The sequence below is a fragment of the Streptosporangium sp. NPDC050284 genome (genome assembly GCF_044459525.1).
GTDB lineage: Bacteria > Actinomycetota > Actinomycetes > Streptosporangiales > Streptosporangiaceae > Streptosporangium.
This window is the reverse complement of sequence record NZ_JBITIZ010000008.1, coordinates 324169-342684: the sequence shown is the minus strand read 5'-3', so window position 1 is coordinate 342684 and position 18516 is coordinate 324169. Positions and strand designations below refer to the sequence as shown.

The window sequence follows — 18516 nt, the reverse complement described above, 5'->3', positions numbered from 1 at the left end:
CCAGGGGGCGACGGGTCAGGCCGGGGAGGGCGAATCCTTGGCCGCCCGGGTTCCCTGCGGGGCGCCCGTACCGGTCTGCCCGGTAGGGCGCCCCGCCATGAACCCGGCCCCCAGTTGCAGGGCGCACGCGCCGAGCCCGGCCAGCAGCGGCAGTGTCCAGCCGTCCGAGAGCTGGTGGAGCGCGCCGATCAGGAGCGGTCCGAGCGCGGCCAGCGTGTAGCCGACGGACTGGGCGACGGCCGACAGCGCGGTCACCGAGACCGGGTCGGGCGCGCGGAGCGTGATGATGAGCAGGGCGAGCGCGATCGAGGCGCCCTGCCCCACCCCGAGGACGATCATCCACAGCCACGGCAGGGCGGCGGGCGCGACCAGCACACCGAGGTATCCGGCGATCGTGAGAACGGTCGCGGCGGTGACGTACGGCACCTGGGAGCGGGCACGTCCCGCGAGCACCGGGACGGTCAGCGTGGCCGCCACCTGGGCCAGGTTGGTGAGGCTGAGCATGTATCCGGCCTGGTCGGCGGGGAGTCCCGCGTCCTTGAAGATCGTCGGTATCCAGGCCAGCATGATGTAGAAGGTCAGCGACTGTATGCCCATGTAGGCGGTGACGTACCAGGTCACCCGGCTGCGGAGCAGCAGGGCGAACGGCCTGGGCGCGGCCTCCTGGCGGGCGGGGCGGCGCAGCGCCTGGGGCAGCCAGAGCGCCGCCGCGGCCAGGGCGGGGATCGCGGTCATCGCGGTCACCTCGCGCCAGCCGAGCCCGGTGGCCCGCTCGATCGGTACGACGGAACCCGATGCCAGGGCGGCGCCCAGCACCAGGCCGGAGACGTAGATCGCGGTGAACGGCCCGACCCGCGAGGGGAAGTGCTGCTTGACCACGCCGGGCATCACCACGTTCATCACCGCGATGGCCGTACCGGCGACGGCCGCGCCCGCGTAGAGGGCCGGGACGCTTCCCTCGGCACGCAGTGCCACCCCGGCCGCCAGGATCAGCAGCCCTGCCAGGAGTGTGCGGTCCAGGCCGAAGCGGCGGGCGAGCAGGGGGGCGAGCGGGCCGAGGATGCCCAGGCAGACCACCATGACCGTAGTGATCGCCCCTCCCCCGGCGGCGCTCAGCCCGAGGTCCTCCATGATCTCGCCCAGCACCGGGGAGATGCCCGCGAGCGCGGGCCGCAGGTTGAGCGACGCGAGCACGAACCCCGCGATGAGCAAAACCCGCGACATCGGCGACATCGGCGACATCGACGCCCGTGACACACTGACTCCCCGTTCGGACATTGCCCAACTCTCCCATAAGCCTCACGACGCACCGTCAGGGAAAGTTGGGTCATCACAGAAAGGTGCCAGGACACGGCCTACCGCCGTCACGACGCACCGTCAGGGAAAGTTGGGTCAGGCGATCAGAAGGGGTAAGTCGCGATATTTCCTTGCATCGTCACCCAGCGGGTCTCGGTGAAGGCCTCGATGTTGGCCCGTCCCCCGCCGAAACGCGCGCCGGTGCCCGAGGCCCCGACCCCGCCGAACGGGGCCACCGCCTCGTCGTCCACCGTCTGGTCGTTGACATGCACGATCCCGGTGGGAACGAGGTCGGCCAGCGCGAGGCCCCGCATCGCGTCGCGCGTGAGGATGCCCAGCGACAGTCCGTACTCGCTGTCGGACGCCAGCGCGGCGGCCTCCTCGATCGTGGAGAACGGCACGACGGGCGCCACCGGGCCGAACACCTCCTGGACGTAGGCGGGAGCGCGCTCGGGCAGGTCCGCCAGGACCGTGGGCCGGTAGAAGAGCCCTTCGTAGGTGCCGCCCGCCGCCAGCCGCGCCCCGGCGTCGACGCTCGCGGTGACCAGGCCGTGCACCTTGTCCAGCTGGCCTGAGTCGATGAGCGGACCGAGCGCGACCTGCCCGCTCGCGGGGTCGCCGACCGGCAGGTGGTCGGCCTTCTCCGCGAGCCGGGCCACATACTCCTCCGCGATCGAGGAGTGCACCAGGTGGCGTCCGGTGGTCATGCAGATCTGTCCCTGGTGCAGGAAGGAGCCCCACGCGCCCGCCGAGACCGCGAGGTCCAGGTCCGCGTCGTCCAGGACGATGAGCGCGCTGTTCCCGCCGAGTTCCAGATGCGCCCGCTTGAGCAGCCGCCCGCACGCCTCGCCGACCGCGCGTCCCGCCGAGGTCGAGCCGGTGAAGGAGATCACCCGTACCAGCGGATCGCCGACGAGCGCCTGCCCCGCCTCCACCCCTCCCGGCAGTACCTGAAGCAGGCCGGACGGCAGTCCCGCCTCCTCGAAGACGCGGGCGACGGCGACACCCCCGGAGACGGCGGTGCGCGGGTCGGGCTTGAGGATCACCGCGTTGCCCAGGGCGAGCGCCGGGGCGACCGAACGGATGGCGAGGATCAGCGGGAAGTTGAACGGCGCGATCACGCCGACCACCCCCACGGGTACCCGCCTGGCCAGGCTGAGCCGCTGCTTGACGGTCGGCAGGATCTCCCCCAGCGGCTGGGACGCCAGCGCGGCGGCCTCGTGGCACTCCTGGGCGGCGACGTGCGTCTCCACACCCGCTTTGGGGCGGATCGACCCGGCCTCGCGAACCAGCCAGTCCTGGATCTCCTCCGCGTGATCCTCGAACAGCCTCCCGGCCCGTCGCAGCACGGCCGCCCGCTCCTCGAAGGAGGCCGCCGCCCACTCCCGCTGCGCCCGTACGGCGAGCACGGCCGCCGCCGCCACGTCCTCGGCCCCCGCCACGCCGACCCTGCCGAGTTCGGCTCCGGTGGCGGGCTCGACCACGGCCGTGTCGCCCGCGTGCGAGGTGACCCAGCCGTTCCCGAAGACCTGCCCGGTCCACGTCGTCGCATCCATGAGGGTCGTACGGGGCACGGGACCTCCCGAGGGAAAGGACAAGGGGATAGTGTTCGTTATGCGAACAATGATTCCCTGAACGAACGAGGCGTATCGCGGAAGCTACGCCGCTTATGTCGGATATGTCAAGGAACGATCACCGAGGGACCGACCATCCGGAGAGCAACCTCCAGGCCCCCCAGACAGGAGCCTCCCACCGTGAACGACGTCCACATCCTCGACGCGGCCCGCACGCCCACCGGCCCGCCCCCCGGTCTGTTCTCAGGGATGTTCTCCAGGGGCGAGGCGTCGGCGCGGGTGTCGGATGTCGCCTGGCTCGCCGCCATGCTGGACGTCGAGGCCGCGCTCGCCGGCGCGCAGGCCGGGATCGGCCTCGTCCCCGCCGAGGTGCCCGCCGCGCTGGCCGCGGCCTGCCGTCCCGAGCTGTACGACATCGCCGAGCTGGGCCGCGAGGCCGCGCGTACCGGCAACCCCGTCATCCCCCTGGTCACCGCCCTGCGAGAACGGATCCAGCCGGAGCTGCGGCGGTTCGTCCACTACGGCGCCACCAGCCAGGACGTCAACGACACCGCGGCCATGCTGATCGCCCGTCGCGCCCTCACACCGGTCCTCACCGACCTGTCGGCCTGCGCGGACGCCTGCGCGCGACTGGCGTCCGAACACCGCGGCACCGTCATGGCCGGGCGTACCGTGCTGCAACACGCCGTACCCATCACGTTCGGGCTGAAGGCGGCGGGCTGGCTGAGCGCGCTGGACCACGCCAGGACCGGGCTCGCGCAGGTGCCGCTGCCGGTCCAGTACGGCGGGGCCGCGGGCACCCTCTCGGTCCTCGGCGGGCGGGGCCACGAGGTGCCGCCACTCCTCGCGGCCGAGCTGGGACTCGCCGAACCGGTCGTCCCCTGGCACACCGACCGGACCCCGGTGGCCCGGCTCGCCTGCGCACTCGGCACCGTCGCCGGAACGCTCGGCAAGACGGCGAACGACGTGAAGCTGCTCGCCCAGACCGAGGTGGCGGAGGTCGCCGAACCGGCGGGTCCCGGCCGGGGCGCCTCCAGCGCGATGCCGCACAAGCGCAACCCGGTGGGCTCGATGTCCGTACTCGCCTGTGTCCAGCGCGTCCCCGGGCTGGTCGCCTCGATCCTCGACGGCATGGTCCAGGAGCACGAGCGCGCGGCGGGCCCCTGGCAGGCCGAGTGGGAGACGCTGGGCGAGCTGCTCAGGCTCGTCGGCAGCGCCGCCTCCTGGCTCCGCGAGGTACTGGAGGGCCTCACCGTGGACGTCGCGAGGATGCGCGCCAACCTCGGCGCGACCCGCGGGCTGCTCATGGCCGAGCAGGTCGTCGTACGCCTCGGAGGCACCCCCGAGGCCCGGCGACTGGTGGACGCCGCCTGCGCCCGCGCCACCGAGGGGGGCTCGGAGCTGCGGGAGGTCCTGCTCGCCGATCCCGGTGTCTGTCTGAGCGCCGAGGAGATCGACGCGGCCCTCGACCCTGCGGGCGCCCTCGGCTCCGCCGCCGTCTTCGTCGACCGGGCGCTCGCCGCCCACGAGAACCGCATGAGCCCGCACCTGAGCGGACGGAACGCGGACGAGTGGCACGAACGGACAGGAGACCGGAAAATGAGCGGCGCGGGCGGACGGGAAGCCGGGGATACGGGAACACAGACGGGATTCCCACGGGAATGAGCGGCTCGGACGGACAGAAGCGCGGGGAGGCCCGAGGAATGAGCGACGCGGACGCGCGGACGCGCGGGAAGACCGGAGAGGTGAGCGAGGCGAACAGGTGGGAGGCCGGGGACGCGACGCGCCGGGCCGTGCTCGGCGACGAGCACGTGGACCGCGCCGTCGCGACGACCACCCCGTTCACCGCGGACTTCCAGGAGTTCATCACCAGGTACGCCTGGGGCGAGATCTGGACCCGCCCCGGCCTGGACCGGCGCACCCGCAGCTGTGTCACGCTGGCGATGCTCGCCGCGCTCGGGCACGAGAACGAGCTGGCCATGCACGTGAGGGCCGCGCTCCGCATCGGCCTGACCGAGGAGGAGATCAAGGAGGTCCTGCTGCAGACCGCGATCTACGCGGGCGTGCCCGCCGCCAACCGGGCGTTCGCGGTGGCACGGGCGGCGCTGAGGTCCGGGGGAAACTTCGAGGGGAACGAGGAGGGCGGGGATGACCGAACCGATTGACCGTGGCTCGGAGCATGTGCAGTCACTGGCACGCGGGCTCTCGGTGATCAAGGCGTTCAGCGCGACGAGCCCCGAGCTGACGCTCAGCGAGGTGGCCCGCGCGACCGGCCTGACCAGGGCCGCGGCCCGGCGGTTCCTGCTGACGCTCGTCGACCTCGGCTACGTCAGGACCGACGGGCGGCTGTTCGCGCTCTCCCCCCGCGTCCTGGATCTCGGGTACGCCTACCTGTCGGGCCTCTCGTTGCCCGAGGTGGCCGAGCCGCACCTCGAACGCCTCGTCGCCGAGGTGCGCGAGTCGGCGTCGGTGGCGGTGCTCGACGGCGAGGACGTCGTCTACGTGGCCCGGGTGGCCACCAGCAGGATCATGCGGGTGACCATCAACATCGGCACCCGCTTCCCGGCCCACTGCACCTCGATGGGCAGGGTGCTGCTCGCCTGGCTGCCGCCCGACGACCTCGACGCCTACCTCGGGCGCGTCGAGCTCCACCGGTTCACCCCCAACACGATCACCTCCCCCGCCGCCCTGGGGGCCGAGCTGGAAAAGATCCGCGCCCAGGGCTGGGCCATGGTCGACCAGGAGCTGGAGGAGGGCCTGCGCTCGATCGCCGTCCCCGTCAGGGAACGTTCGGGACGGGTGAGCGCCGCGATCAACATCTCCTCGCACGCGAGCCGTACGACCCCGGAGTCCGCCCGCCGCGATCTGCTCCCGCCGTTGCTCGCCACCGCCGCGCGGGTGGAGACCGACCTGCACGCGGCGGGCGTCAGGAGCGGTTCCCTGTCCCACCGCTGACCCTGTCCCTCGCTGTCCCCCGCTGTCTCCCCGCTGCCCACCGCCCCGCGAAGGCGCAGGTCGGCGCGGGGTTGGCCGTGACGACGGCGGGCATACCGACCTCGTCGCCGACTCGGGGGAAAACGCATGTCGCAGGGGTGGAAGACGGCCGTTCCGCAGCGACGGCCACGGGTCCGGACCGCCACGGGGTCAGGGCACGTCCACGACCCGGTCTGCCTGCGCCTGGCGGGAAGGCGATGAGCGTGAGCCCGGTGGCGGGGATCCTCGCCGGCGCGGCGGGCACCACCGCGCTGAACATCGCCGGTTATCTGGACATGGTCGTACGTGGCCGGGCCGCGAGCGGGTTGCCGGCCGAGGCCGCGGGCAAGCTGGCCGACCGCGCGGGTGCCGACCTCGGCTCGGGGGAGGCCGCCGACAGCAGGCGCGAGGGCATGGGCGCGCTGCTCGGGTACGCGACGGGGCTGGGTGTCGGCGGGCTGTACGGCCTGCTGACCGGAGACCGTCGCGTTCCGCCGCCGTTGGCCGCCCTGGGACTGTCGGCGATGGCGATGGCCGCGAGCGTGGCCCCCCTCACCGCGCTGCGCCTGACCGACCCGCGCGAGTGGGACGCGTCGTCCTGGGTCTCCGACATCGTCCCCCACCTGGCCTACGGCGTGACGGCCGCGACCGTGTACGACCGCCTGACCCGCCCCTGACCCGGCCGGCGTCCGTCTCCGCGTACGATCCGTCGGCGCCCGTTCGCCCTTGGCGGATCCGATCAAGGAGGCGCCACGGGTGAGCAGGATGGGCGCATGACGATAAGACTCACCAAACTCGGACACGCGTGCGTACGGCTGGAGAAGGACGGGCGGAGCCTCGTCATCGATCCCGGTGCGATGACCCCCGAGGTCGATGCCATCACCGGGGCCGAGGCCGTGCTCGTCACCCACGAGCACTTCGACCACTTCGAACCCGACCGTCTGCGCGCGGCCGTCGCCGAGAATCCGCGTCTCGTCGTCCACACCTGCCCCGGCGTGGCCCGGCACCTGACCGAGTTGGGCGACAGCGTACGGGTCGTGCGTGCGGGGGACGTGCTGGCGGTCGCCGGGTTCGAGGTGACCGTCGTGGGAGAGAAACACCACTTCAGTCATCCCGACGTACCACCGGTGGACAACGTCGGGTTCATCGTCGACGGGGAGGTCTTCCACCCCGGCGACGCGCTCACCGTCGTCGACGTGCCGACGTTGCTGGTGCCCGGCCAGGCCCCCTGGATGACGGTTCCCGACATGATCGTCTACCTGCGGACGATGGCACCCCGGCGCGCGTACGCGATCCACGACGGGCTGATCAACGACTGGGGCGTCAAGGTGCTGGAGAGCGTGCTCGCCAGTGAGGCCGAACGACTCGGGGCCGACATCCGGCGCCTCACCCCCGGCGAGAGCGTCGACCTCTGACCCCCTGTTGATGACGAACCATGCCCGGTCTCCTGGGGCGGAGCATCGTCATGCGGGCGGCTGTCCACCGGTTCTCAGGGGGCGGTGCAGGGCGAGGGAGCTGAGGACGGTCGCGGCTCCCATGAGGACGATCGCCGTGTGCGGGGAGGTCAGCTCGGCGGCGGCGCCGGCGAGGGCGCCGCCCACGGCCTGGCCGGTCATCATTCCCGCGGCGGCCAGGCCGAAGGCCTGCCCCCTCACGGCTTCCGGCACCGCGTCCACGAACCACCGCTGCAACCCCAGCTGGCAGGCGCTCGACGCCGCGGTGGCGAGCATCACGATCAGCGCGGCTCCGGCGAGTCCCGGCTGGAGTGCGAAGGCGAGCAGGGGGACGCCCGACACGATCGCGAAGGGAAACGCCAGCCGTTCCCTTCCGGTGGGCGAGACGAACCGGCCGATGACGAAGTTTCCGGCCGCCAGGCCGACGGAGGCGGCGGCGAGCGCGAACCCTGCGGTGTTGCCCAGGTAGGGGATCATCATCGCCTCGGCACCCACTATGAGCGAGATCGGCAGCCACTGCGCGAGCAGCAGTCCGCGTACGCGGGGGTCCGTCAGCAGGGCCCGGTTGACACGCAGCGTCTCCCGTACGGCACCGCCATCCGCCCGGGTCCGGGCATCCGCCCTGCCCGTCTCCTCGGTGAGGGAGCCGCCGCCTGGAATACCCGTATCGGAGAGCTCGCCATCGGAGAGGTTCTCATCGGGAAGGCCACCGCCGGAGGGGCCACCGTCCTTCGTATCGGCGCCGGGGAAGCCGGTGTCCCTCGCGTTCCTGGCGGGGAAGTCGGGCAGGCCGTAGCGCAGTACCGCGGCCGCCAGGAGGGACAGCACCGCGGTGACGGTCAGCGCCCCCTCGGGTCCGACGAAGGCGAGGATGGCGCCGCCCGCCGCGAGGCCGCCGATCTGGGCCCCGGCGGCCGTCACGTTCAGCACCGACCTGGCCAGGACGAACGCGTCGCCGGGCAGCAGGTCGGGCAGGAGTGCGCTGCGCGCCGCCCCGAAGACCGGCGAGAACAGACCGGTGGCGAGAACGAGGACGAGCATCGCCCAGACGGGCAGCCCGGTGAAGGCGAGGAGCAGGCAGGTCACCATCCGCAGCAGCTCACCGATGATCATCAGCGCGCGAGGGCGGAGCCGGTCGGCCAGCGAGAGCAGGAACGTCCCGCCGACGATGTAGGGGAGGAAGCCCACCATGTACGCCGCCGCCGACAGTCCCGGCGAGCCGGTCCGCGCGTACACCAGCGCCGACAGGGCGAGCATCTTGACCTGGTCCCCCGCGACCAGGAGGGTGAAGCTTCCGAACAGGACACGGAACTCCCGGCTCGCGAAGACCTCCGTATAGGTCGCGCCGCGCTCTTGTGTGGTCATGGACACGATGGTGGAAGACGCCCGAACGGCTGACTAAGCTTTCGGATATATCCGAAAGGTCGCCCAGTGGTCTTCCGTATCGAGGTCACCCCGCACGACATCATGGCGAGCAGGTTCGCCATCTCCCCGCTCATCGTGACCAAGCACGCGCTCTGGATCCTCTCCGGCAGGCGGGAGGCCGGGGAGTGGCGGGCGTGGATCGCCAGGATGCGGGAGCCGTACGAAAGACTGCTGCTCACACACCCCGGGCTGGTTCCCATGGTGGCGCTGTTCCGTGAGCGTTACTACAACGCCGACTTCCCCGCGCCGCCACCGACCGGCGTGAACACCCCGTTCGAGGCGGAGATCGCGGTGGTGCGGGCCACCCCGGTGGCGCGGGCACACGCCGAGATCACCAGGAACCTGGAGGGGGCGCCGCGCCTTCCCCGGCCCGTCATGGACGTGCTGTTCTCGCCGGAGGTCGTACGACTGTTCGCCGAGGCGCTGAGTGCGATCTGGCAGGAGATCGTCTCCCCCGCGTGGCCGCGCTTCCACGCGATCCTGGAGCGGGACGTGGTCCAGCGGGCGGGCCGTCTGGCGACCTACGGCTGGGGCGCGGCACTCGACGACCTCAACCCCCGGGTCCGGTGGCGTCCCGACGGTGTCATCGAGGTGTTCTCCAGAGAGAAGAAGGAGACCCACCGGCTCGACGGGCGCGGGCTGCTCTTCATACCGACCGTGTTCCCCACCGGGATCGGCTCCTACCTGGAGTCCCACTGGCCGTATGCGATCAGCTATCCGGCTCGGGGCACCGGCGTCCCGCCCGAGACGCCGGACGGCCTGGCCGGACTGATCGGCAGGACCAGGACCCGCCTCCTGCTGGAGTTGGCGACCCCGGCGACCACCACCCAGCTCGTGTCCCTGCTGGAGCTGAGCCTGGGGACCGTGGGCGGGCACATCTCCGCCCTGCGCAGGGCGGGCCTGGTCACCGGGAGCCGCACCGGTCGCGGTGTCCTGTACCACCGCACCGCGCTGGGCGACTCCCTGGTCAGCCCATCAGGGCTGCGGTCTTGAGGAGCCGACGGCCGATCAGACGATGAGGAACGCGACACGGAACACGATGCCCCGGACGCTCATGCCGCGTGCGACGGGAGAGAGACGCCGGTCAGCTTGGCGCACGCGTCGAGGAGCCCGTCCTGCAACTCGGGCGAGCGCGCGGCGGGATGGACGAAACACGGTTTCCGGTGGTGGAAGTAGCCGCCGGTCACGGTGGCCTCGGGGTCCTGGCTCACGGCGAGCCACGCCTGCGTCACCGGCCCCTGGGAGAGGTCGTCGGGCGCGCCCGGACCTCCCATCTTCGTCGGGACCCAGCCGGGTTCGAGCGCGTTGGACAGCACGTCGGGCCATCGGCGGGCGACCGCGAACGCGAGAACGACGTCCAGCAGCTTGCTGTCGGCGTACGCCCGCGAGCCGTCCCAGGGCCGGGCGGTCCACTGGAGGTCGTCCAGACCGGTGTCCCCGCCGCGATGCATGCCCGAGCTCAGGTAGACCAGCCGGGCGGGCGGGGCGATGAGTGCCGTGAGCAGGTACGGGGCGAGCACGTTGACCGCGAACACGTGGGCGAGCCCGTCGGCGGTCTCGATCCTGCTCGGCTCTCGGTATCCGACGGCGGCGTTGTGGATGATCGCGTCGTAGCGGGCCATCCTGCCTGCCTGGACGGCGACCGACCGCATTCCCTCGATGGTGGTCAGGTCGCCGATGAGGACGGCTTCGGCCTCCGGCAGCGCATCGCGCGCGTCACCGGCGCGGGTGTCGTTACGTGCGTGCAGGGTGACGTCATGGCCGTCGTGAGCCAGCAGCCGGGCGGCCATGAGACCGAGGCCGTCGGTGGAGCCGGTGATCAGAACACGTGCCATGGAGACGATCCCCTTTTTTCGAACGGGCTGATCGTTGACTACCCAGCGGAACGGGGGCGCACGCCGCCGGATGGGCATCAGGCCAGGTCAAACCCCTGCCAGGCCATCTCGAGGAGGCCATCGGACGCGCCCGGACACGGTCGGCGACCACCTGCAGGTCGCCTCGGAGAGGCCGTCAGACGCGCTGGACGGCTCCGTCGGACATCGCCACGACGGTGACGCCGAAGTCGTGGATCGTCGCCGACAGCTCGTCGGACGAGAGGCCAGGGGCTACGACGACCAGGGAACCGCGCATCAGCGCCAGCCCGATCAGCGTCGTCATGGCCAGGCTGCACCCCAGGGGCCAGGTCACCAGAAGGACGTCGGACTTGCCCAGCTCGGCACCCTCGTCGAGGGTGTTCATCCGCGTGATCAGGTCGTGGTGGGTGAGCACCCCCCCGTCGTCGATCAGGAGGGCGGGCTGCACCGCCGGATCGAGGAAGGGCAGCGGGACGGGCTCCAGGAGTAGCAGGTCGGCGAAGTCGACGGTGTCACGGGCCTGACCGAACGCGATCACCTGCCGGACCCGCGAGTCCTCCACGGCCCGCAACGACACGTCCGCCAGGCGCGGGGTGGTGATGAGCAGCCGCGCGTCCCACTCGGCCAGCAGGTCGGCCATCTCCTCGCATCCGGAGGTGATCGGCGCCGCCACCCCTCCCGCCGCGATGACCGTGTGCACCGCCAGTGTCTGGGCCACCGCGCTGTCCACGTGGATCCCGGCCACCTGGCGCCGTCTGGCTCCCCGCCGCACCAGGCCCGACGCTCCCCGCGTCACCTCCGCGGCCAGCCGGCGATAGCCGTACACCACCCCGGCACCGAGGTCGATCAGCGCGGGTCGATCACCTCGACCGTGTGCGTAGCCGAACACCGCTTCGGTGAGGGTGCAGCTGGTTGACGGGGAGGTGGGTCTCATGCCGCCGACGGTAGGGCCGTTCCATCCGCGCGGGCATCCGTAGATGTATGTAGATGACTGTGTATTCGGCCCCCTGCCCCCGGCGCGCACCCGGTCGGCGGGTCCGCACCCCCGATGAAACCGCTCCCCGCGCTCCGAATCCCCGATGAAAACGTGCCTCCGCTCCGAATCCCCTGCCCCCCGGCGGGCGTCGGGGCCACGGGCTCCGCCTCCGATGAAACCGCTGAAACCGCTCCTCGCGCTCGAAACCCCCGATGCGACCGGTCCGCCGACTCCCCGGCCTCTGTGAACCTCCGTCGTGAACCTCCGTGGCCTCCGTGGAAACGGAGACGCGATGGGCGGGCCCGAGCCCTGCGCGACTCGAGCCCGCTGTCGCATGGCCCATGACCCAGGTCCCCACCCCTCCGAGGGGACCCGGGCCATCAACGGGGACACGCGACGTCCGCGACGTGCTCGACCGAGACGCCCGGGATGGTGTGGACCTGCCGTCCCGGACCGGAACTGTGACCGGCACGGTGCGGAAGGCTGGACGTCATCGGTCGAACACCAGGAAAACGTATGGCGCGCGGTGAGCACGACACATGCACCGGACTGCGTATCCGGAGATGTATCTTCACGCCCACGAATGTGTAGCCCGGGGTATGTAGAGCTGCACGCCCGCCGGACGGGACGCGTGAACGCGCGGCCTAGGAGCGGTTCTGCTCGATGACCCAGGTGGCCACCTGGGTGCGGGAGGAGAAGCCGAGCTTGCCCAGGATGTTGGCGACGTGCCTGGCGGCGGTGGCGGGGCTGATCACCAGCTCGTCGGCGATGGCCTTGTTGCTCATCCCCCTCGCGATCAGCTCGGCGATCTCCCATTCGCGGCAGGTCAGCGTGGTCAGCGGGGCCGCGACCGGATGCTTGCCGAGCAGTACGGGCGTCTCGGACGGCTCGTCGAACTGCAGCGCGTAGCGGACCGCCTGTTCCTGGGACATCTCCTGGCCGTGCGCCCACAGCTGGGCGACGAGCGCGTCACCGAGGCGCGCACGGGCGGGCTGGAGCAGCTCCTCCATCCGCGCCCCGAACCCGGGTGGCAGCACGGCGCCGCTCATCGCGCTCCTGATCGCGGCGGAGGCCCCGGCCAGGCGCACCGCCCGGCGGTCGTCCTCCTCGGCGAGCGCGAGTTGCGCGAGCGTCTCGATGCGGCGGGCCACGCCGAGCCGCTGTCCGGTCCCGATGCAGAGTCTCAGGCTCTCGATCAGCCTGACCCGCGCGGTGGGGAGGTCTCCCTGGGCCAGCGCGATCCTGCCGAGCCCCGACAGGCAGGTGATCGCCTGCCAGTGGGCGGTGATGTCCTGGAGCATGTCGAGGGCGCGCTCGTAGTGGGCTCGGGCCTCGACGAGGTCGCCGCGGAGCCAGGCGACCTGGGCCAGGCCGATGAGGGCGACCGGCGCGGCCCAGTGGTTGTCGAGCTCGTGGGCGATGGCGAGCGCGGCCTCGAAGGATCGCTGTGACTCCTTCGCCCTGCCCTCGGACAGCGCGAACGTGCCCTCCATGGAACGGATGACCGTCTCGTGCCAGGGGTCGTCGACCGTGCGTACGGCCTCCAGCGCCTCATCCAGCAGGGATCTGACCCTCTCGGGGCGCCGCTGGTAGATGGCCACCCAGGCGAGGATGGCGAGCGCGCCGCTGAGCGGCCCGTACAGGCCCGCCTCGCGGCACAGGCCGACCGCGGCGGTGCAGGCGATCTGCGCGGTGTCGGGGTCGCCCTGCCCGAAGGCCACCTGCCCGCGCAGCGCGAGGGCGTCGCCGCGCACGCACGGCGTCAGCTCCTCGGGGGCGGCGTCGAGCAGGCGGTCGAGCCACTTGTCGGCCGGGGTGAACCTCCCTCCGGCGATGATCGGCCAGCGCAGCAGGACGAGGAGGCGCAGCGCGCTCTCCGGGTCGCCCGCGGACTCGACCGACCAGCGCACCGCCGCCCACACGTTGGTCTGGAGTTCGTCCAGCATGACCAGCATCGGGCAGATCTCCGGCCAGGTCGGGCGGGGGCGCCTGACGATCGTCCGGTGGATCCTGGCGGCGACCTCGATCATGTGGTCGCGGTGCAGCCGCCGGAACTCGGGCTCCTCGCCCGAGGCGTCGAGCTGCTCGACGGCGTACTCGCGAATCGTCTCCAGCATGCGGTAACGCGTCTCGCCGGCCACCTGGGCGTCGGCCAGGACCAGCGACTTGTCGACCAGGTCGCAGAGCACCCCCAGGACGTCCTCGGCCCACAGCGCGTTACCCGCGCAGACCTGCTCGGCCATGTCGAGCGTCCACCCGCCGGTGAAGACCGCCAGCCGGCGCAGCAGGATCCGCTCGGGCTCGTTGAGCTGCTGGTAGCTCCAGTCGACGGTGGCCCTGAGCGTCTGCTGCCTGGCCGGGGCCGTCCTGTCGCCCGCGGACAGCAGCCGGAACCTGTCCCTGATCCTGGCGTTGATCTGCTCCACGGTCAGCACCCTGCACAGGGCCGCGGCGAGCTCGATCGCGAGCGGCATCCCGTCGAGCGCCTCGCAGAGCCCGACGATGTCGGCCGCGTTCTGCTCGGTGACGGAGAAGGCCCGCGAGGCGGCGGTGGCACGGTCGGCGAAGAGGCGCACCGCCTCGCTGGTGTTGAGGAGGAGGTGCACCGCCTCGCCGGTGCCGAGGTCGTGGCCGCCGCTTCTGGGCAGGGTGAGCGGCGGCACCCGCCACACGGTCTCCCCCGCCACCCTGAGCGGCTCACGGCTGGTCGTGAGCACGCGCACGTCGGGGCAGACGGTGAGCACGGCGCGGCAGAACCTCGCGGCCTCCTCGATGAGCGACTCGCAGTTGTCCATGACGAGCAGCAGCCGCCGGTCGCCGAGCGCGTCGATCAGGGTGTCGGCCAGCGCGCGGGACGGCTCGGCCTTCACCCCGAGCACGGCGGCCACCCGGGGCTCGATCTGGTCGCCGCGCACCGCGTCGGCCAGCTCGACCAGCCAGACGCCGCCGGGGAAATCCTCCGCCACCTGGCGCGCGACCCGGACCGCGAGCCTGCTCTTGCCGATGCCACCCGCACCGCAGAGCGTCACCACCCGGGCGACGCCCAGCAGGTCGATGAGCTCTTCCACGTCGGCTTCACGCCCCACGAAACCGTTGGGTTCGAGGGGGAGATTGCCTCCGGTGAGGGAGGCGTGTGCGGTGTCCTGGGTCATCGGCTCTTAAAGAGGTCGCGGGTAGAACCGTCACAGAAAGTGTGACATCAATTACCGAACCATGCCCAACTCTTAGAATCTTTTCTAGCTATGGATTATCCTGCCCAGCCCTGGCCGCCCTCGGCCATCCGATGGCCATCACCGGTGCGTCGACTCACACTGCTCCCATGACAGACTCCCCGGCCGACCCGGCTCCAGAGATCGGCGAGATCAGCGTCTCCGGTTGGTACGCCCACACCGACAAGATGACGAAGGTCGGCTTCCTGACCATAGCCCGCAGGCTTCCCGCGCTGGTGTCGCAGGCCGTCAGACTGGCGTGGCTGGCCGGCCCCCGTGACACCGTCGTCGCGATCACCCTGAGCCTGCTGGGCGGGATCTTCACCGCGTTCGGACTGTTCGCCACGACGGGGGTGCTGTCGGCGCTGTTCGAGGCGGGACCGACCCCCGAGCGGGTGCGGGCCGCCCTGCCCAGCCTGATCCTGGTGGGTGTCGCCGCGACGCTGCGCACCCTCACGCAGGCGGGCGCGGGCTGGGCACAGTCGCGGCTGGAACCCCAGGTCGGCCGGATCGCCGAGGAACGTCTGTACGGGCTGACCAGCCGGGTCGGCCTCGCGTCCTTCGACGACCCCGAATTCCACGACGCGCTCCAGCGGGCCAGGTCGCGTGGGGTCGGCGTCGCGGACGAGGTGGTGAGCACGGCGATCAACACGCTGACCGCGCTCATCGGCATCGTCGCCGCGGCGAGCGTGCTGGGGGTGCTCCACCCGGTCCTGCTGCCTCTGCTGGTGCTGGCGGTGCTCCCCGACGCGTGGGCGGCGGTCCGCGCGGCGCGCATGCGCTACACGACGATGTACGCCCTGATCCCGGCCAGGCGCCGTAAGTGGATCATCGCGGAGCTGCTGGCCGAGCGTGAGCCGGCCGCGGAGGTGCGCTCGTTCACCATGCGCGGCTTCCTGATGCGGATGTACGACGCGGTGGCGACGGCCGAGCAGAACGTGATGCTCGGACTGGCACGGCGCCAGGCCCTCGCGCGGGTGGTGGGCGAGGCGCTGGGCGGCGTCGGCACGGCCGTGGTCTACGTCGCCCTGGGCGTGCTGCTCGCGGTGGGCGCGGTCCCTCTCGCGGTCGCGGGCACCGCGGTGCTCGCGATCCGTTCCGGCCAGACCTACCTCGCCAACCTGATGCACGCCACGAACCGCCTCTACGAGGAGGGCCTGTACTTCACCGACTTCCTCGACTTCTGTGCCGAGACCGAGAGCGGGCTGCCCGCCGGACGCCCGGCGCGGGCGCCGGAGGATTTCGAGCGGATCACCGCCGAGGACGTCGTCTTCACCTACCCGGGAGCCGCGGAGCCCGCGCTCCGGGGGCTCACGGTCACCATCGGCAGGGGGGAGGTGATCGCCCTCGTCGGGGAGAACGGTTCCGGCAAGACCACGCTGGCCAAGATCCTGTCGGGTCTGTACGAACCGGACAGTGGCCGGGTCAGCTGGGACGGCACGGACCTGGCGGACGTCGACCCCGACGAGCTGCGCAATCGCATCGCGGTCATCGCCCAGGACCACACGCGCTGGCCGCTGACCGCCCGTTACAACATCAGCATGGGCACCGACAAGGGAGAGCCGGCGCTCGTCGCGGCGGCCGAGGTCGCGGGCGCCGACCAGGTGGTGGCCGAGTTGCCGCACGGCTACGGCACCCTGCTCGACCGGCGGTTCAAGGACGGCCAGGAGTTGTCGGGCGGCCAGTGGCAGCGGATCGCGGTGGCCCGGGGGTTCCACAGGGACGCTCCGCTGCTGATCTGCGACGAACCCACCGCCGCCCTGGACGCCCGCGCCGAGCACGCCCTGTTCGAACGCATCCGGCAGCACGCCGACGGGCGCACCGTGCTGCTCATCACCCACCGGCTGGCGAGCGTCCGCTACGCCGACCGGATCTACGTCCTCGACCACGGCGAGGTCGTCGAGCACGGCACCCATGAGGAGCTCATGGATCTGGACGGCCTCTACGCCGACCTCTACGGCCTCCAGGCGAGGGCCTACTCGGCCTGACCGCCGAGGAACGCCTCGATCACGCCCCTCGCGATCGATGCCGCCCGCCTGTCGGGGCCGCCGCCCTCGACCAGCACTCCGACGGCGATCCGAGGGGAGACCGCGGGGGCGAAGCCGCTGAAGACGGCGTGGTCCTCCCCCGGGGGGACGTTCTCCGCCGTGCCGGTCCTCCCCGCGCCCTTCATCCTCCGGAGGGCCGCGGCGGCGCCGGTTCCCTCCCTGCCGGTGGCGGCGATCATCATCTCCGTGAGCCGTTCCGCCTCCTCGGCGCCGACCGCGCGGCGGTACGGCGAGGGCTCGGTCACGTCGATCACCGCGCCGTCGGCGAGGCGGACCTCGTCCACGAGGTGGGGGCGCATCAGCGAGCCGTCGTTGGCCACCGCCGCCGCGATCATCGCGATCATGAGCGGGGTCGCCCGGACGTCGGACCGCCCCAGGGCCGACATCGCGGTCCGCGCGTCGTCCAGCTCGGAGGGATAGACGCTCCTGGTCACCGGCATGGGCACCTCCAGGTCGTCGGTGTCGAACCCGAAGGCCTCCGCCCGCTCGCGCAGCGCGTCCTGGCCGAGGTCGATCCCGATCTTCGCGAAGGGGGTGTCGCAGGAGAGCCTGAACGCCTGGAGCAGCGGAAGGTCGACGTCGCCGCAGGCGGCGCGGCCGTCGCGCAGGTGGGTGCCGGTGCCGGGGAGGTGGAAGGACCTCGGGGCGCCGACGCGGGTGTCGAGGTCGTACCGCCCCGAGCCGAGCGCCGCCGCACTGGTGATTACCTTGAAGGTGGATCCCAGCGGGTAGGTCCGCTGGATCGCCCGGTTCAGCAGCGGGTCCGCGGGGTCGCCCCGCAGCCGCTTGTCCGTCATGTCGAGCATGGCCGCGTCGAAGCTCGCGTAGAGGTTCGGGTCGTAGGAGGGCAGGGAGACCATGGCGAGGATCGCGCCGGTGCGAGGATCGATCGCGACAACGGCACCGGGCCTTCCCGTGGCGCGCAGCCCGTCGTAGGCGGCCCGCTGGGCACCGCGGTCGACGGTGAGCCTGAGTGTGGCGCCGTCGCGAGTGCCCTCGACCAGCCCGTGCACCCTCACCCGGGGGTCCTTCCCCGACAGCAGTGCCTCCTCGGCCTGCTCGACGCCGCCGGTGCCGCGGAGCGAGAAGTGCCCGGTGATCGTGGCGTAGAGCGGACCGCCGGGATAGACCCTTCGGTATCGGTAGGCGGCGTTCCTGGCCTTGCGGCTGGTCGCGACGACCGTGCCGTCGCGGAGCAGGATCCTGCCCCGGGGGTTCTCGAAGCGCGCGATCATCGTCCGCCGGTTGCGCGGGTCCTCGTTGAGCCGTTCGGAGTCCAGCGCTTGGAGGTAGGTCACGCTGGCGAGAAGGGCGAACAGCATCCCCCCGCACATCAGGGCGACGTGACGCAGCGGAATGTTGATCCGGCGTGCCCGCGGTGCGATCATGACCCCTCCCCGGACACCCGACCTCGATACCGGTTTAACAGCCGGACCGAAAAGGGCACCTCGACCGGGGGCAAAGCCGTCGTACGACTTCTGAACGGCCATATACCTCAGGGGTCACGCCGACGCGGACCGCGCGGCCGTACGGCTCTCCACCGACCCGGACACGCGGCCCCCGACGGCGCGGGGCGACGCGGATCAACGCGGACCGACGCGGACCGCGCGGTTCTCGGGGAGAGCGGATCGACGCGGGCCGCGCGACCTCCCGCCTGACCACCGACGCGGGCCGCGCGGTTCCCGACCTCCCGCCGGGGCGGGCCCCG

The 18516-nt window shown here is 71.8% G+C and carries 14 protein-coding genes; 7 read left to right on the top strand and 7 right to left on the bottom strand.

What is annotated here, in order from left to right:
• Window positions 1-15 precede the first annotated feature (15 nt).
• Window positions 16-1224: an MFS transporter gene (locus ACIBH4_RS21085; RefSeq protein WP_362765651.1), complete on the bottom strand. Its 1209-nt coding sequence runs from the start codon at window positions 1222-1224 to the stop codon at window positions 16-18.
• 176 nt (window positions 1225-1400) lie between these two features.
• The gene (locus ACIBH4_RS21080) at window positions 1401-2852 is read right to left on the bottom strand and encodes a benzaldehyde dehydrogenase (RefSeq protein WP_362765744.1); all 1452 of its coding nucleotides are present in this window, start codon (window positions 2850-2852) and stop codon (window positions 1401-1403) included.
• Window positions 2853-3050: 198 nt separating this feature from the next.
• Between ACIBH4_RS21080 and pcaB the strand changes: the two genes are divergently transcribed.
• The 5 genes from pcaB to ACIBH4_RS21055 all read left to right on the top strand — a co-directional run bounded on the left by pcaB (window position 3051) and on the right by ACIBH4_RS21055 (window position 7258).
• Window positions 3051-4535 carry a 3-carboxy-cis,cis-muconate cycloisomerase gene (gene pcaB / locus ACIBH4_RS21075; RefSeq protein WP_362765654.1) on the top strand — a complete coding sequence of 495 codons (1485 nt, stop codon included), beginning with the start codon at window positions 3051-3053 and terminating at the stop codon, window positions 4533-4535.
• A 38-nt stretch (window positions 4536-4573) separates the two neighbouring features.
• Window positions 4574-5035, top strand: a complete 462-nt coding sequence (gene pcaC / locus ACIBH4_RS21070) for a 4-carboxymuconolactone decarboxylase (RefSeq protein ID WP_362508098.1) — start codon at window positions 4574-4576, stop codon at window positions 5033-5035.
• Window positions 5019-5825 carry an IclR family transcriptional regulator gene (locus ACIBH4_RS21065; protein ID WP_362508095.1) on the top strand — a complete coding sequence of 269 codons (807 nt, stop codon included), beginning with the start codon at window positions 5019-5021 and terminating at the stop codon, window positions 5823-5825. The genes pcaC and ACIBH4_RS21065 overlap by 17 nt, the downstream gene beginning before the upstream one ends.
• A gap of 236 nt (window positions 5826-6061) precedes the next feature.
• Window positions 6062-6520, top strand: coding sequence for a hypothetical protein (locus ACIBH4_RS21060; RefSeq protein ID WP_362508092.1), 459 nt, complete (start codon window positions 6062-6064; stop codon window positions 6518-6520).
• A gap of 96 nt (window positions 6521-6616) precedes the next feature.
• On the top strand, window positions 6617-7258 hold the full coding sequence (locus tag ACIBH4_RS21055) for an MBL fold metallo-hydrolase (RefSeq protein ID WP_362508089.1): 642 nt from the start codon (window positions 6617-6619) through the stop codon (window positions 7256-7258).
• A gap of 48 nt (window positions 7259-7306) precedes the next feature.
• Here ACIBH4_RS21055 and ACIBH4_RS21050 read toward each other — a convergent pair whose 3' ends face one another.
• Window positions 7307-8662 carry an MFS transporter gene (locus ACIBH4_RS21050; RefSeq protein WP_362765657.1) on the bottom strand — a complete coding sequence of 452 codons (1356 nt, stop codon included), beginning with the start codon at window positions 8660-8662 and terminating at the stop codon, window positions 7307-7309.
• 66 nt (window positions 8663-8728) lie between these two features.
• On the opposite strand from ACIBH4_RS21050, the gene ACIBH4_RS21045 reads away from it, so the two are divergent.
• Window positions 8729-9715: a winged helix-turn-helix domain-containing protein gene (locus tag ACIBH4_RS21045; protein ID WP_362765660.1), complete on the top strand. Its 987-nt coding sequence runs from the start codon at window positions 8729-8731 to the stop codon at window positions 9713-9715.
• A 59-nt stretch (window positions 9716-9774) separates the two neighbouring features.
• On the opposite strand, the gene ACIBH4_RS21040 is transcribed toward ACIBH4_RS21045, so the two are convergent.
• The 3 genes from ACIBH4_RS21040 to ACIBH4_RS21030 all read right to left on the bottom strand — a co-directional run bounded on the left by ACIBH4_RS21040 (window position 9775) and on the right by ACIBH4_RS21030 (window position 14703).
• A complete protein-coding gene (locus tag ACIBH4_RS21040; RefSeq protein ID WP_362508080.1) occupies window positions 9775-10557 on the bottom strand; it encodes an SDR family NAD(P)-dependent oxidoreductase in 783 nt (260 codons plus the stop codon).
• Between the two features lie 175 nt (window positions 10558-10732).
• Window positions 10733-11509 (bottom strand): AMP-binding protein, encoded by a 777-nt coding sequence (locus ACIBH4_RS21035; RefSeq protein WP_362508077.1) that lies wholly within the window; start codon window positions 11507-11509, stop codon window positions 10733-10735.
• 686 nt (window positions 11510-12195) lie between these two features.
• Window positions 12196-14703, bottom strand: coding sequence for a tetratricopeptide repeat protein (locus ACIBH4_RS21030; RefSeq protein WP_362508074.1), 2508 nt, complete (start codon window positions 14701-14703; stop codon window positions 12196-12198).
• Between the two features lie 167 nt (window positions 14704-14870).
• On the opposite strand from ACIBH4_RS21030, the gene ACIBH4_RS21025 reads away from it, so the two are divergent.
• Window positions 14871-16748 (top strand): ABC transporter ATP-binding protein, encoded by a 1878-nt coding sequence (locus ACIBH4_RS21025; protein ID WP_362508071.1) that lies wholly within the window; start codon window positions 14871-14873, stop codon window positions 16746-16748.
• Here the strand turns inward: ACIBH4_RS21025 and ACIBH4_RS21020 are convergent.
• Complete coding sequence (locus ACIBH4_RS21020) at window positions 16736-18196, bottom strand: penicillin-binding transpeptidase domain-containing protein (protein WP_362508067.1); 1461 nt, start codon at window positions 18194-18196, stop codon at window positions 16736-16738. The two genes, ACIBH4_RS21025 and ACIBH4_RS21020, sit on opposite strands and share 13 nt — an antisense overlap.
• Window positions 18197-18516 lie beyond the last annotated feature (320 nt).